Source organism: Azospirillum terrae, from assembly GCF_053470425.1.
The window spans coordinates 74,101-87,679 of the sequence record NZ_JBPXMR010000012.1; the positions used below are offsets into that span (position 1 = coordinate 74,101).

At 66.6% G+C, this 13,579-nt stretch carries 23 protein-coding genes; 10 read left to right on the top strand and 13 right to left on the bottom strand.

The features are described from left to right. From ACSVDD_RS23720 to ACSVDD_RS23780, 13 genes are all read right to left on the bottom strand, one after another. The gene (locus ACSVDD_RS23720) at positions 1–897 is read right to left on the bottom strand and encodes a YqaJ viral recombinase family protein (protein ID WP_448191878.1); all 897 of its coding nucleotides are present in this window, start codon (positions 895–897) and stop codon (positions 1–3) included. Beyond that, positions 890–1,114, bottom strand: coding sequence for a hypothetical protein (locus ACSVDD_RS23725; RefSeq protein WP_448191879.1), 225 nt, complete (start codon positions 1,112–1,114; stop codon positions 890–892). Before ACSVDD_RS23725 ends, ACSVDD_RS23720 begins: the two co-directional genes overlap by 8 nt. Beyond that, positions 1,111–1,674 carry a hypothetical protein gene (locus ACSVDD_RS23730; RefSeq protein WP_448191880.1) on the bottom strand — a complete coding sequence of 188 codons (564 nt, stop codon included), beginning with the start codon at positions 1,672–1,674 and terminating at the stop codon, positions 1,111–1,113. The genes ACSVDD_RS23725 and ACSVDD_RS23730 overlap by 4 nt, the downstream gene beginning before the upstream one ends. Then, positions 1,562–2,209 carry a hypothetical protein gene (locus ACSVDD_RS23735; RefSeq protein WP_448191881.1) on the bottom strand — a complete coding sequence of 216 codons (648 nt, stop codon included), beginning with the start codon at positions 2,207–2,209 and terminating at the stop codon, positions 1,562–1,564. Before ACSVDD_RS23735 ends, ACSVDD_RS23730 begins: the two co-directional genes overlap by 113 nt. 1 nt (position 2,210) lies before the next feature. After that, on the bottom strand, positions 2,211–2,408 hold the full coding sequence (locus ACSVDD_RS23740) for a hypothetical protein (protein WP_448191882.1): 198 nt from the start codon (positions 2,406–2,408) through the stop codon (positions 2,211–2,213). Between the two features lie 2 nt (positions 2,409–2,410). Further along, positions 2,411–2,794, bottom strand: coding sequence for a DUF1064 domain-containing protein (locus ACSVDD_RS23745; RefSeq protein ID WP_448191883.1), 384 nt, complete (start codon positions 2,792–2,794; stop codon positions 2,411–2,413). After that, complete coding sequence (locus tag ACSVDD_RS23750) at positions 2,781–3,227, bottom strand: helix-turn-helix domain-containing protein (RefSeq protein WP_448191884.1); 447 nt, start codon at positions 3,225–3,227, stop codon at positions 2,781–2,783. The genes ACSVDD_RS23745 and ACSVDD_RS23750 overlap by 14 nt, the downstream gene beginning before the upstream one ends. 459 nt (positions 3,228–3,686) lie before the next feature. Then, positions 3,687–4,175, bottom strand: coding sequence for a hypothetical protein (locus ACSVDD_RS23755; protein ID WP_448191885.1), 489 nt, complete (start codon positions 4,173–4,175; stop codon positions 3,687–3,689). Continuing rightward, positions 4,172–4,639 (bottom strand): hypothetical protein, encoded by a 468-nt coding sequence (locus tag ACSVDD_RS23760; protein ID WP_448191886.1) that lies wholly within the window; start codon positions 4,637–4,639, stop codon positions 4,172–4,174. The genes ACSVDD_RS23755 and ACSVDD_RS23760 overlap by 4 nt, the downstream gene beginning before the upstream one ends. Positions 4,640–4,737: 98 nt before the next feature. Beyond that, positions 4,738–4,950 (bottom strand): hypothetical protein, encoded by a 213-nt coding sequence (locus tag ACSVDD_RS23765; protein WP_448191887.1) that lies wholly within the window; start codon positions 4,948–4,950, stop codon positions 4,738–4,740. A 2-nt stretch (positions 4,951–4,952) separates the two neighbouring features. Beyond that, complete coding sequence (locus ACSVDD_RS23770) at positions 4,953–5,234, bottom strand: hypothetical protein (RefSeq protein WP_448191888.1); 282 nt, start codon at positions 5,232–5,234, stop codon at positions 4,953–4,955. A gap of 246 nt (positions 5,235–5,480) precedes the next feature. Then, entirely contained in the window at positions 5,481–6,272 is a 792-nt protein-coding gene (locus ACSVDD_RS23775; RefSeq protein WP_448191889.1) for a hypothetical protein, read from the bottom strand. A gap of 622 nt (positions 6,273–6,894) precedes the next feature. After that, the gene (locus tag ACSVDD_RS23780; RefSeq protein WP_448191890.1) at positions 6,895–7,200 is read right to left on the bottom strand and encodes a hypothetical protein; all 306 of its coding nucleotides are present in this window, start codon (positions 7,198–7,200) and stop codon (positions 6,895–6,897) included. Between the two features lie 376 nt (positions 7,201–7,576). Between ACSVDD_RS23780 and ACSVDD_RS23785 the strand changes: the two genes are divergently transcribed. The 10 genes from ACSVDD_RS23785 to ACSVDD_RS23830 all read left to right on the top strand — a co-directional run bounded on the left by ACSVDD_RS23785 (position 7,577) and on the right by ACSVDD_RS23830 (position 13,576). After that, positions 7,577–7,966: a hypothetical protein gene (locus ACSVDD_RS23785; protein WP_448191891.1), complete on the top strand. Its 390-nt coding sequence runs from the start codon at positions 7,577–7,579 to the stop codon at positions 7,964–7,966. Positions 7,967–8,096: 130 nt separating this feature from the next. Beyond that, positions 8,097–8,279: a hypothetical protein gene (locus ACSVDD_RS23790; RefSeq protein WP_448191892.1), complete on the top strand. Its 183-nt coding sequence runs from the start codon at positions 8,097–8,099 to the stop codon at positions 8,277–8,279. A 189-nt stretch (positions 8,280–8,468) separates the two neighbouring features. Next, the gene (locus ACSVDD_RS23795) at positions 8,469–8,708 is read left to right on the top strand and encodes a hypothetical protein (RefSeq protein ID WP_448191893.1); all 240 of its coding nucleotides are present in this window, start codon (positions 8,469–8,471) and stop codon (positions 8,706–8,708) included. A gap of 1 nt (position 8,709) precedes the next feature. Further along, positions 8,710–8,907, top strand: coding sequence for a hypothetical protein (locus ACSVDD_RS23800; protein ID WP_448191894.1), 198 nt, complete (start codon positions 8,710–8,712; stop codon positions 8,905–8,907). Then, positions 8,907–10,463: a terminase large subunit domain-containing protein gene (locus ACSVDD_RS23805; protein WP_448191895.1), complete on the top strand. Its 1,557-nt coding sequence runs from the start codon at positions 8,907–8,909 to the stop codon at positions 10,461–10,463. The genes ACSVDD_RS23800 and ACSVDD_RS23805 overlap by 1 nt, the downstream gene beginning before the upstream one ends. Further along, a complete protein-coding gene (locus tag ACSVDD_RS23810) occupies positions 10,460–10,849 on the top strand; it encodes a hypothetical protein (protein ID WP_448191896.1) in 390 nt (129 codons plus the stop codon). Before ACSVDD_RS23805 ends, ACSVDD_RS23810 begins: the two co-directional genes overlap by 4 nt. Continuing rightward, positions 10,836–11,528 (top strand): hypothetical protein, encoded by a 693-nt coding sequence (locus tag ACSVDD_RS23815; RefSeq protein ID WP_448191897.1) that lies wholly within the window; start codon positions 10,836–10,838, stop codon positions 11,526–11,528. The genes ACSVDD_RS23810 and ACSVDD_RS23815 overlap by 14 nt, the downstream gene beginning before the upstream one ends. Further along, entirely contained in the window at positions 11,518–13,089 is a 1,572-nt protein-coding gene (locus tag ACSVDD_RS23820; protein WP_448191898.1) for a portal protein, read from the top strand. The genes ACSVDD_RS23815 and ACSVDD_RS23820 overlap by 11 nt, the downstream gene beginning before the upstream one ends. Then, a complete protein-coding gene (locus tag ACSVDD_RS23825; protein ID WP_448191899.1) occupies positions 13,089–13,289 on the top strand; it encodes a hypothetical protein in 201 nt (66 codons plus the stop codon). The genes ACSVDD_RS23820 and ACSVDD_RS23825 overlap by 1 nt, the downstream gene beginning before the upstream one ends. Continuing rightward, positions 13,289–13,576 (top strand): hypothetical protein, encoded by a 288-nt coding sequence (locus ACSVDD_RS23830; protein WP_448191900.1) that lies wholly within the window; start codon positions 13,289–13,291, stop codon positions 13,574–13,576. The genes ACSVDD_RS23825 and ACSVDD_RS23830 overlap by 1 nt, the downstream gene beginning before the upstream one ends. Positions 13,577–13,579 lie beyond the last annotated feature (3 nt).

Sequence of the window (13,579 nt, forward strand, 5' to 3'; positions counted from 1 at the left end):
TCACTCCTTGTCGCTGTCGGCCGTGAAGGTGACCCGCCCGGCCGCGTCGCGGGTGGCGGTGATGCCGGCGCCGAAGCATTTTTTGGCGTCCTCGGGCATCAGTGACTTGAGATCGGTGGCGGCCTGGGTGAACGCCGCCGCCGCCCAGCGGTTGGTGACCCAGCGCCCGGCGGCATCCGCCCAGGCGTTGCCCTCCTTGCCCGTGGCCATGTCGTAAAGCTTGGTGCGCACGACGCGGGGCTGTGGCGCCTTCGGCTGGGGGCGGCCGATGCGCGGCTCAATGTCGTTGATGACGTGGTGCCAGAACTCCTCAGCCTCGGCGAGGAGGATCGAGGCAAACTGCTCGTCGTAGCTCAGCGTCACCACCTGGAGGCGCTGGTTGTCCACCAGGAAGGCGAAGTCTAGTTTGCCGAAGCCGCCGACCTCCATGTACCACTGCTGCTGCGGCGCGTAGCTCTCGATGAAGCGCGACACCTCCTTGGTGGCGTTCCAGTAGTTGGTGGTCTTCGCCTCCACTAGCCGGGCGGTGGTGCCGTCGCTGTCCTGAGCCACGCTGATACCGTCGAACGAGCCGATGGCCCAATCCACCGACTTGTGGATGAAGGTGTAGCGCCCGTCCGGCATGCTGAAGCCGCGCCGGCCCGGCATGTGCTCGCGCATCAGGGTGCCGGTGGCGACGGCGCGCTTCTCCTGGTGGCCGTAGAAGTCGAGAATGACCGGCTCCAGGGCGCGGCCGATCTGCACCGGTAGTTTCCAGGTCAGATCCTCCGGCGCGCATCGGCCGGTCTTCTCCAGCCAGAGCTGATGCCAGTCGCCCTTGTAGATCCTTTGAATATCAGACCCTCCAATCGCCCTGATCGTCTCGTGGGCGGGAAGGGGCGTGTAGAGGTCAGGCATGGAGCTTGCCCTCCCGGTGCAGCCGCTCGATCTCAGTGACCTGCGCCATCAGGCGGCTGACCGGAGCGGCGATGTAGGCGTCGTCGATGGCGTAGACGGCCTGGAGGCTCAAGATCACCTGGGCGGTGCCCCGGCAGATGTGGCACAGGCGCAGAATGGGGTCGGGTTCGAGGGCGACGGTGACGACGATGGGCGCTGCAACATCCTGGGCAGTCATCCTTCTTCTCCATCGGTGGGTTCGGTGGTCATGCGCCGCATCCCGGCCGCCGCCAGGATCTCGCGCACCTCGGCCCGTCGCTCATCGCTGACGGGCTCCTCGGGCTCCGGCGCTTGGCCGTAGTCCAGGATCATGCGGGCCATCATCAGCAGCGTGGCGTGGGGGGCGGCGGCGGCGTCGGCCCGCTTCACCACGTCGGCGATGGTTGGCTTGTGGGGGCTCTCCAGGATCGTGTCGCCGGCCGCCTTCTCCAGCACCCACAGCGGGTAGCGACCCAGCGCCTCGAACCAGTGCGGCAGGGCGAACTTCGAGGGCGGCGGCAGGTCGTACGCCTCGAACAGCCCGTTGATGACCAGCCCGATGTCGTCGGCCCCGGCCGGCGCCATGTAGGCGCTGGTGGCCTGCACCCAGCGGGTGACGGCGCGGCGGTCGGCGGCGGTCACCGCCTTAATGCGGTCGGCGTAGGGCATATCCAGCAGCCGCTTCAGCGAGGCGGGAAGCGCCGGCCCGGCGGCGGGCATCAAGGGAGCCCGGTACGGCACCAGATCCTTGTCGCTCATGGGGGTAGTCCTTCTCGGCCTTGCGCACCCAGACCTGCCACGCCTTCGGCCAGCTCTTGCGCAGCGAGGCGTGCTCGGTGTGGTAGGCGCGAAAATCATCGACGACGCGGCGGATCGGCAGATGCGGGGCGCTCCCCGCCGCCGCCGCCACCATCGCCTGGGTGGGGAAGCCGTCCGGCAACGGATCGCCCTCGGCCTCGACCGGGTAATCCTCGTTTACCCCCGGAGTAATCGTCGATGCCTCGGTGTCCCCGTCCAAACCGGGAACGGGGTTCGACCAGTTGACCCGCCGCTCGGTCGGCAGGTCGGCGTTGGTGGTGGGATCGGTCTTGCGCCGGGCCTCGATCCAGCCGGCGCCCTCCAGCCGGCGCATCGCCTTGATGACCCACGGTTTGGAGACGCGCAGCGTGTCGGCCAGGGTTTGCACGCCGACGCGCGTCCAGCCCTGCGTGTCCTGCGGCGCGGCCGACAGCGCGGTGAGCAGGATGCAGTCCCACGGTTCGACGCGGCGGTCCAGTTGGGCGGCGAACGGCATGCTACCGCTCCTGGACCACATGGCGCGGTCCTTCCTTGGGCGGGAGTTGGCTGGTGACCTGCATCCCCTGCATCGTGCCGCCGACGCTGGCAACGTAATCGTGCCACGCCTTGCTGGCGTCTGCGCTGTAGGTTGCATAGTCGATGCGAAGGTTTCCATCCCGGTCGTGCCAGACGACCTTCCAATAGGTCTTGCGCATGGTCAGACCTCGGTGATTTTGATTTTGTAGACGGCCTCGGCGAGCGCCCGCTTGATGAGGAATTCCTTGGTCCGCACGCCCTTCACGTCTTCGATGACACGCTTGTCGGTCAGCCGGTCGAAGTACGAGAAGTCGGCGACATAGGTCAGCGGGCGCCGGCCGCGGGTGCCGGGCGGGGAGAGGTAGACGTGCTCGTTGTCGATAACGACGGGGAACCGGGGCTGGAGGGTCAGGCGCTCGATGCGGCCGGCGCGCTCCAGGATCTTGAGGTGCAGGTAGCGGTCGCGCTCCCTCACCGAGGGGAACTTGTGCCCGTCGCACTCGACCCATGTCGCGTGGCGGCCGGCGGCTTGGCCGGAGACGTACGGGGGCTTACGCTTGGGCATAGAAGCGCTCCAGGATGGCGTCCACCTCGGGGAGCGTTTCGTTGGGGATGAGGCGCAGCTTGGCGTCCAGGGCCTCGGCCCAGCAGGTCAGAAGAAAGGCTCCCGGTGTTCGCATGTTCGCCTCCCATTTTCCGACCAAGCACCCGGTGACGCCGATCAGCTCTTCCACGTCGCTCTGCGTGAAGCCGCGGTGGTGACGCAAGCGAACCAGTTCGACCTTCAGGCCGGCGTTCCAATGCCCGCGGTTCGGGGCGCTCTCGCCGGACAGCAGTGTCAGCGCATCGTTGACTGCACGGTATGTCCGCGCGTTCGGTTCCTTCAAACGAAGTCGATGACGGTAAAAAGTCTTCCGGTCCACCCCGGCAGTACGGTATGCGTCGCGCAAAGGAACGCCAAGCTCCCGCGCGCGTCGCCTCAAGGCATCGAATTGCATGGACAAAACGTAGCATGGGTGGGGCACTTGTGCCCCGTCGCTGATGGGGTATAATTCCTATACTTTAGTGACGCAATCGTGACTTATTAACGTTGGTAAGCAATGATTTAATCACGCTAAGAAAAAGCAGCGTATCATCACGCTCATGGCATGACAGAGATGCCAAGACGTATTTTGCGCTGCGGTAAGTTGTCCTGTTGCTAATGATTGGATGGGATAACAAGGAGGCGATTTGTAGGTTCTTCCTCGCGCCGGGCAGCGGTGAGCCGGGCTTCGTCTTGTTCGAGTTCCCGCACCAGATCCATGCGGTCCTCAAATTCCATCAGATCGCTCGCCGCCGACGCCCACATTCGGGCCAGGGCCAGCAAACGCATACCATCGTAAGGTATTTGACCTCACCTCCCTTCAGTGTGAAGTTTTTCACAACCAAAGGAGGCGTAGCGCCTACTCCTTTGGCGTTTAGAAGGTCCGTCCCAAGGCCACTTCCGGTCCTTGTTGGATGTAGGTCAGGTCGAAAGCCCTCTGGTCCACCGGGAAGCGGTGGTGGCGCTCGAAGTAGCGGCGCTGGCCGATCACCTCGGCGTCCACGAGCTGGCACCAGTGCTGCGTGCGCAAGCTGACGCCATAGAAGCGCTTGATGTGGCTGCACTGGAGGGCGGCGGCGGCGTGCTCCCCCGCGGTGGTGAAGGGGAGGTGGGCCTTGATGTGGCACCAGTCGTGCCACGCGCGGAAAGCGTAGTTGACCTCCGGGTCGCCGAAGATCGTCCGACCGCTGGCGCCTGACCACACGCAGATGCGCCCGGTGGTGTTGTAGAGGTGGAGCATCGCCTCGTAGTCCTGCGGCGCGTCGTCGCTCACGTCGAAGCCGCAGGGGTTGAGGCGGTGGGCGATGGCCTGCACCGCGAAGTCGAAGTGCGGGTCGGGCAGCGGGATGTTGAGGGCGGTCACGACAGCCTCCTGACGATGAAGGGGGTCAGCACGGCGGCTCCCGCACCCACAAAGGGGGCCAGCACCAACGCAGCCGCTCCGGTGAGGGCCGCGGTCGCCATGAACAGCACGACGAGCAGGCAGACGAAGACCATTGCGTACAGGCCGATCTTCGTCGTGATGCTGCCGGGTGTGGGCAGGGCGATGGGGTCGGGTGACACGGCCACCCATTTGCGGGTGCGGAACTCGTAGCGCTCGTAGCCGAGCTGGCGGCGCAGCGCGTAGATGAAGCCGGAGAAGAACAAACCGGCGATGATGGCGACCACCATGCCGGCGTAGGTGCCGTGGAACAGCGCGGTCAGCAGCGCCATCCCGGCGAGGTCGGCGAGCGCGCCGTAGCCGAACACGCGCTTCACGCCGATGCGGAAGATCAGGGCCACCAGCGAGCAGGCCACCAGAAAGCCCAGCACAACCAAGGAGCCCATGGCGTCACCCGGTGAGGATGACGATCAGCACGATGAGCGTGGCGAACACCGCGATCAACACCATGAGGCAGATGACGCACTCGTCGTTGTTGGGCATCTCAGCGCCTCCGGTTGTCCCATTGGTCGGCGTAGACCGGCAGACCGACGCGGGTGGTGTGCACGGCGTCCAGGCTGTCGTGTAGGCGCTCCAGGGCGCGGAAGCGCACCGGGTCGGCTTCCTGGTACAGGCGCACCGCCGCGGTGCACTGGCGCGGGCTGGCGTAGAGCATCACGTCCTTGACCAGCGCCTCGAAGTCGAACGTCGTGTTCATCGTCACCTCCCGCGAAAGACCGCCAGCCAGAAGCGCGTCACCAACGGCAGCACGCCCATGCGGTACAGCATCACCAGCGTCCCGATCTGGAAGGCCGTGAGCACCACGGTGACGGCCTGGATGGCGGCGCCGAACGTGCCGTAGAGGGCGGCTAGACTGACCACCCAGCTCAGCACGAAGCCGATCATCAGCCCGACCCGGTAGCGCATCACCGGCATGTATTCGATCACGTTGGGCCGGACTGTTGGGTGCACATTCGAGTAAATGGTCAGGGCGTTGGACATGGATGCCTCCCTCATTTGCGGGTGAAAGTTACAAACTAATAACAAAACGCCCCCGACACTTGCGTGCCGAGGGCGTGGAGTGATGAAATCCCGACGAAGATGTTCACGAAGCTTAACAATTCATATCAAGGGGCACCGCCTTTCTCTCTGAGGGCACACACGGTGGACCCCGCCGGGCGGCGCAGGGAGGAGCTGCGGCCAGCCCGGCAGGGCCGGGGGAGGCATGCACCTCCCCCTTCCCGTGGTCTACTTGGCGCCCATGTGCGAGGCCCACGCCTCTTGCCGGCGCTTCACTTCGGCGTCCGCCGCGTCGCGGCCTTCGATGCGCACCATCAACTCATACTCGACGGGTGACATCGGCGAGGCGGCGTTCTGCTGCGCCCACAGCTTCCGCCGCTCGGCCGGCTTCTGGTACTCCATGGGCAACCAGTCGGCCAACAGCCCGCGGCTGTCCGCCTTGGCGGCGGCGGCGTCGTAGACCGCGGCGGCGGCGTTGCCCATCTCCTCCAGGTAATTGATTTGCTCGTCCAGCCGGTGGATGCTCTCCAGCGCGAACTGCAAGCGCTCGGGGTTGCGGCAGCCATACAGCCGCTTGGCGCGGTCAAACGCCCGGTCGCGCTGTGGGATCAATCCCGAGGTCTGCACCCGGCCGTGGCTGTCGGTGAACTCGCGGTAGAGCTGGCGATAGATGCTGTCGCAGATGCCCAGAAGCACCGACATGCGCAAAGTTGTCCAGGGGGCATAGGCTGGCTCGTCGTCACGACGGAACACAACCAGATCACCTGGAAAGGACATGTTGAGCCCGGTCATCAGCCGGTGCAGCACCGTCGCCGCGTCGCCTTTCTCAATGACGGCTTCCAACTCGGCCGAATAGTCCAGGCGGTCGGTGAAGTCGTCGCCATCGTAGTCGGTGCGCCCGTTCTCCACAGCGTCCACGGCGTCGATGCCGTCGAAGCGCGGGCGGTACGGCTCCTGACGGATCGCCGAAAGGGGGAGTTCCTGTGGGGCTATGTGGGTGGTATTGTCGCGGTATGCCATGACCGATCTCCATTCATCGGGATGTGGACAGAGCGGGTCAGGGGTTGCAGCCCTTGGCCCGTTCGCTTTTCAGCATGAATACTATACCGTACCTTGCGGCTGATTGACAGGAAACGTAAGTGTAGTTGCTGTGTGCCTAAAGAAATTATCCATTGCTAAGCCAATACTACTTAGCAATGCTTGGAGCAGGCGCCCGTACAAGACACGGGACACGCCGGCCTCTTGGCCGCGAGCCCGAGCCTCGATGCTCGGGCGGCGTGTTCCGCTGTCGCTGTCGGGCGGCGTGGCGGCCGAGCACGATCATCTGCCCGGTCGGGGGGCACCCGCCCTGCGCTTATCCATTGTGATGAATGGTCAGGCGGGGGGATCTCGGGCAATGATCGTGCGAGATCGACACTGCATCAGCGGGGTGTGTCATGCGGTGGGGGATGCTCGCAACGCTTCTGGCGCTGAGCGCCTGCGCCGCCGATCACAATCAGGCATGCCTTGGATACGGCTTCAAGCCAGGAACGGACGGCTTCGCCAATTGCCTGATGCAGCAGGACTTGGCTGACCGGGCCATGTGGTGGGGCACATCAGTGCCCGCGCCGACGCCTGTGCTGGTGCCGATGCCTGTCGTCCGTTAGCGTTTGCGGAACATCTTGGCACCGTGCGCTCGCATCCGTTTGCTTGACCAGTTCGCTGTGTCGAAGTTGCCTTTGGCTGCTCGGGTTGGCAGCTTGGTATAGCGTGGCCCCTCGTTGTCGAGCACCGTGATGCCAACCCATGCCGCGTCATTCGACACTGTGTTGCACCATGTGCGCAACCGGTCTTCCAGTGCCCTGTCCTCGGTGCGGATGACCCAGCACTTGCCGTCCCATCGCGCGCCAAACGCCTTGAGCCGGTCCTTGTGCGGGTAAGTCCTGCCGATGAAAGAAATCACCAACATCACAGTCTCCATGGTTGGGGGCATTGCCGCTGCCGCCGCTCACCGCCCCATCCCACTGCACCCGTTCGTTCGCCACGCGATGCTCATCAGCCGTGGCCGATGCGTGGTCCGCCGGCCAGCGAGCCGGCGGTGTTTGGCCGGGGTGCGGACCCAGCATGGGTCTGCCAGCAGATGCGGCAGCAGATGCGAGAACAAATGAACGCATTGGGGGTAGTTTTATCAAGACAAGCAAAGAGTGTTCTTTGACAAGGACTTGGTGTGGGGAGTAAACGCCGTTCACTCTCTGCAACAGTGTGCGTTTTTAGTATACAACGTGAAACAGGTTGTTAGGGAAAGGACTGCGGCGGCGGCGGTCCCCTTGATGGAGTTTCCCAACATGAATGAACTCATTCCAGCGAGCGCACCCGCGCCCGAGGTGCCCCGACACTACAAGATCGGGCGCAAATTGGAGCGCGCGCTGCACGCTTACGTCACGAAGGGTGGCCACATCACCAACGCAGCGCAAGACGCTGGTATCCGACGCGAAACGCTGGGCCGCGCGCTCAAGCGACCTCACGTGCAGCAGCGGCTCGATGAGATCGTGCGGGACTTCAAGACGCGCCTCGGGCTGAAAGCGCTGATGACCATCGACGGGCTGATGGACGCCAAGTCCGAGTACGTGCGCATCCAGGCGGCGCTGGGTGCGGCCGACCGCACCGGCCATGGCGTGCAGCGCGAGGACGTGAGCCGCGACACCACGCTGGTCGTCAACATCAAGATCGACTGAACGCGCCGCGCGCGGTCACCCCCCGTACCCCTTCTCGCGAAGGGGGTGGGGGTCAAAACCGGGCGCGCGGCGCGGGGAGAGGGGACAGCTCATGGATAAAGCCTGCTCAATCCGGCCGGACGATGTTCCTATGGTCACGATCTTTCAGGAGATGATGGACGAGGTTCTGCGGTGCGTGGCCCGCCGGGCGGTGCAGTTGATGGCCGAGGGGTACACGGCGCACGACGCGGCGGTGGCGGCGTTCGCCACCTACCGGGAACCCTTGGCTTCGGTGATGGACGAGTTGGAGCGGACGCCAGATCCTACCCCCTAATTGCTAAGCACAGTCGCCGCAGTCGGCTACACTGATGAAGCTTCTTCGTGGTGCGTTTCTCCCTGTGCAACCGCCTTGCCCCGCCTGGGATGCTGGTCCCCAGCGGGGTTTTTCTTGGCCCCAGCCGCCGTGCATAGCGGGGTCACCGCCGCCGCCGCATCGTCGCTTCAGCAACGCTGGAGGTGACCGATGGACGCGCCGGACGACCTTCCCCCGCTGGTCATCGTGCCGCACGACCACGTGTCGTCGGAGCTGTCGCCGCGCGACCGCAACCGGCTGCGCGTCGCCGCCCGCACGGCGCTGATCGAGGCCGGCTGCCCGCCCGAGCAGGCCACGGTCGCCGAGTGCGACAAGTACATCGACGCCCTGCTGCGCGAGACGGCCGAGACGATGATTAAGCGCGTCGTTGACGCCAAGCTGGCCGGCTGATGTGTCGCGCGAGGAGGTGCAGCTCGCCGGCTGCGTCGGCAAGCATCCCTATCCCAACCCGACGCTCGCGTGGCGCGTGGCGCGCAAGTACGGCTGCGCCGCCTACCGCTGCGCCTTCTGCGGGCGCTGGCACGTCGGCGGGCGCGCGGACGGCGACGGCCCGCACTGGATCAAGGCCGATGGCAAGCGGAGGCGCTGATGCCGGCCTTTGACTACGCGCCGGACGGCGCCACGCTGAAGGCGTTTTTGCGCTCGCAAGCCTTCGTGCGCGGCATCCGCGGCCCCATCGGCTCCGGCAAGTCGGTGGAGTGCGCCGTCGAGATCCTGCGCCGCACCCTGGAGGAGTGGCCGAAGGACCGCTCCAAGCCGCCCGCGGCCGGCAACCCGCGGCGCGCCCGCTGGGCGGTGATCCGCAACACCGCGCCCGAGCTAAAGACCACCACCATCAAGACGTGGCTCGACTGGTTCCCCGAGGAGGACTTCGGCAAGTTCAACTGGTCGCCGCCCTACACCCACCACATCCAGCGCTACGGCATCGACCTGGAGGTGATCTTCCTGGCGCTCGACCGCCCCGACGACGTGAAGAAGCTGCTCTCGCTGGAGCTGACCGGCTGCTGGATCAACGAGGCGCGCGAGGTGCCCAAGGAGATCATCGACGGCGCTACGAGCCGGGTCGGCCGCTTCCCGTCGATGCGCGACGGCGGCTCGAAGTGGGCCGGCGTCATCATGGACACCAACAGCCCCGACGACGACCACTGGTGGCCGCTCTTGTCGGGCGAGGCGCCGCCGCCGGAGTGGATGGACGAGGACGAGCTGCTGATGCTCGTCAAGCCCGACAACTGGCAGTTCTTCACCCAGCCGCCGGCCATGGCCGAGGTCTACGAGGGCGTCGGCAAGCACCGCAAGCTGATCGGCTACCGGCTCAACGAGCAGGGCGAGAACCACAAGTACCTGCGGCCCGATTACTACGACAACCTGATCCGCGGCAAGTCGAAGACCTGGATCAACATCTACGTGATGAACCGCCTCGGCGCCATCGAGGACGGCAAGCCGATCTACGACCAGTACAGCCCCGAGATCCACGCCCCCGACGAGGACTTCGATCCGGTCGAGGGGCTGCCGGTCTACCTCGGCCAGGACTACGGCCTGACGCCGGCCACGGTGTTCGCCCAGAGGGTCAACGGGCGCTGGGTCATCCAGTTTGAAATCTGCTCGAAGGACATGGGCGCCAAGCGGCACGGCGCGCTGGTCAAGCAGCTCCTCGCCGAGCACTACCCGTGGACCCTGACCACCCCGGAGACGGCCAAGCGCCTGCTGCACGGCACCGGCGACCCGGCCGGCGACATCCGCGTCCAGACCGACGAGGAGACGCCGTTCATGGTGATGCGCGCGCTCGGCCTGCCGGTCTACCCGGCCACCAGCAACGACCTGTCCTTGCGCATCGACGCGGTGAACGAGGTGTTCGCCAAGCTGGTCGAGGGCCGCCCGGCCATCCTGATCGCCAAGCGCTGCAAGGTGCTGCGCAAGGCGTGCGGCGGCGGCTACCAGTACCGCCGCATCCAGGTCTTGGGCTCGGCGCCGCGCTTCGAGGAGAAGCCCAACAAAAACCGCTACAGCCACGTCGCCGAAGCCTTGCAGTACATGCTGCTCGGCGGCGGTGAGGGCCGTGCATTGGTCCATGCCGGGCAGGCGAGTAAGCCGGTGGTGGCGAAGCGGGCGGGGAGCCCCTTCGAGCGACTGAGGAGCCGCCGATGAACGTCCAGGAATGGCACGTCTACTTCGTCACCGCGACGACGCCGGGCTGGTGGTCTTGGGTGTTCCCCAAGGGCCGCCAGCATTGCTTCGCGGCGGCGCGGCTCGGCCCCGACCAGTGGATGGTCACCGAGAGCGCCCAGCGCGGCATCGAGGTGGACATCCTCGACGACGCCGGGATGGCCGGCGTCCACGCCCACGCCATGCAGGCGCTCGACGGCACGGTGTTCGTCGTCGCCAACGACGAGAAGCGGCGCGGCCAGTACGGCTGGCCCCTGCACTGCGCCAGCTACCTCGCGCACCTCCTGGGCGTCAAGCCGTGGCGGGCGCTCACGCCGCCGCAGTTCTTCCGCACTCTGGAGAAGGAGGCCCGCCGTGGCGGCCACTAAGCCCGTCGTCCGCGCCACCCAGGCCAACGGGCGCGACCTCGCCGGCTGGATGAACCAGGACAAGGGTTCGGACGGCCTGACCAACAACCAGCGCATCGCCCGCAACCTCGGCTACACCGGGATGCACGGCAACGGCGACCACGAGCGCTGGCTGAACGCCGTGCCCGGCCGCATGGAGGTCTACCAAGCCGCCATCCACCAAGGCTACGCCGCCGCGCAGACCGACGACCCGACCGACGACGATCAGGTGGTCGGCTCCGACCAGTGGCTCAACCAGAACTTCAACCCCGGCTTCCCCGGCATCACCCGCGGGATGAACCAGCAGATCGCGCGGGCCACCGGCTACACCGGCAGCTTCGCCACGCCCGAGCACGGCGCGTGGCTGAACGCCGACCCGGCGCGCATGTCGTCCTACCAGGGCGCCATCGCCACCGCGACCAAGCTGGTCAACGGCGGCAGTCTGTTCGGCACCACCGTCGCCGACCCGATCACCGCCAAGCCCACCGTGGACAAGCCCGAGCAGGCGAGCAACCCGCTGGTCGGCACGCTCCTGGAGATGCAGCAGGCCGACATGCGGGCCAGCGAGCGCCGCCGCCGCATGGGCCGCTCCAGCCTGTTCGGCGCCTCCTCCGGCTTCGGCTCGGTCGGCATGATGAGGGGGACGCTGGGTGGCAACTGATCTCGTGCCGGCGCCGTCCGGCGGGGCGCTGGCCGGGCAGGTCCACCCGATGGTGGACTACGCCTTCAAGCGCTTCGAGCGCGAGAAGACCCGCTGGGACCGCTGGGTGCCGCTGTGGACCGAAGCCTACGACTTCGGCCTGCCGCAGCGCGACGCCTTCTACCAGGGCGTCGCCGGCATCGGCATGGAGGGCGACAAGCGCGGCGTCGAGCTGTTCGACATGACCGCGGTGGTCAGCCTGTCGGAGTTCGCCTCGCGCCTGCACGCCGGCATCATGCCGCCGTTCGTGCGCTGGGCCGATCTGGTGCCCGGCACGCAGATCCCGGCCGGCATGCGGCCGATGCTGCGCGCCAAGCTCGACGAGGTGGCCGACTACGTGTTCGAGGTGCTGCGCGACAGCAACCTGGACAGCCAGATCCACGAGTGCTTCCTCGATCTCGGGGTGGGGCACGCCTCGCTCTTGGTCGAGGAGGGCATCGACAAGCCCATCGAGTTTCTGGCCGTGCCGATGACCCACAACATCTGGGGCATGGGGCCGAAGGGCCAGCCGGACGCCAACTTCCGCATCGAGAAGCTCTCGGCCGAGGCGCTGGGCGTGCGCTACCCCCGCGCGCTCGCCGACCCGCAGGCCCGCGAGCTGATCCAGGGCAACCCGACCCAGGACCACGAGGTCATCCACGCCACGTGGCGCATGTGGCAGGTCCGCGAGGACACGGTGCACGCCTACGTCTGCTTTCTGTCGCAGACCAACACGGTGCTCCAGATGCACCAGTACGCGGGCGACGGCAGCTACCCCTACGTCAACTTCCGCTGGGCGAAGGCGGCCGGCGAGCTGTACGGGCGCGGCCCGATGATGAACGCGCTCTCGGCGGTGAAGACCGCCAACCTGATCGTGCGCGACATGCTCGACGCCGCCGAACTGGCGACCGCCGGCATGTGGCAGGCCGATGACGACGGCGTGCTCAACCCGTCCACGGTGCAGATCGGCCCCGGCGTCATCGTCCCCGTGGCGCCCGGCTCGCGCGGCCTCCAGCCGTTGCAGCCGTCCTCCAACCTCAAGTGGGGCGACTTCCTGTTGGAGCAGCTCCGCGCCGACATCAAGCGCGCGCTCTACGACGAGATGCTCGGCCCGCCCGAGGGTACGCCGATGTCGGCCACCGAGGTGCGCGAGCGCCAAGCCGACATGGCCCGCCGGATCGGCTCGCCGTTCCAGCGCATCCAGGTTGAGTGCGTGCAGCCCTTGCTGAAGCGCGTCATCCACATCCTCCAGCGCCAGGGCCGCATCGAGATCCCGCAGGTCAACGGCCGGGCGGTCAAGATCGTCGCAGTGTCGCCGCTGGCCCGCGCCCAGGAGCAGGAGAGCGTGCGCAACATCTTCGCGTGGCTGGAGATGCTGGCCCAGCACTACGGGCCGGAGATGATGGCGATCATCTCGAACCCCGACGAGGTGGGGCGCTACTCGGCCGAGAAGATGGGCATCCCCGAGAAGGTCGTGCGCGACAGCGGGCAGGCCCAGCAGATCATGGCGCAGATGCGCGCCGCCCAGGCCGGAGGTCCGTGATGCTGGTGACGTTGCTGCTGGTGGTGTGCTCGCTGTCCAGCCCCGAGTGCAAGACGGTGCGCCCCGAGGTCGAAGACCTGACCATGGTGTCGTGCCCCCTCGCCGGCCAAGTGGAAGGCGCCCGGTGGACCGAGGCGCACCCCGGCTGGCGCGTGGACCGCACCATCTGCATCCACGGCCAGCCGCGGAAGGCCGCCTGATGCCGCGCAAGCTCGGTGACCCCCTGCCCAAGCCGCCGGACAGCGGCAAGGTGCGCGGCCTGGACGGCTACCTGCGCGCCCCGCAGGAGGAGGCCGAACTCAACAGCGCCGTCTTCCACACCTTCACCACCGCACCCGGCGAGGCGTGCCTCACGTGGCTGCGCACGGTGACCGTGGAGGCGGTGCTCGACCCCTCGCGCAGCGACGCCGAGCTGCGCCACCAGGAGGGCATGCGGCACTTGGTCAAGCTGATCGAGGCCCGCCTGTCCGCCACCACCCGGAGGTAAAGC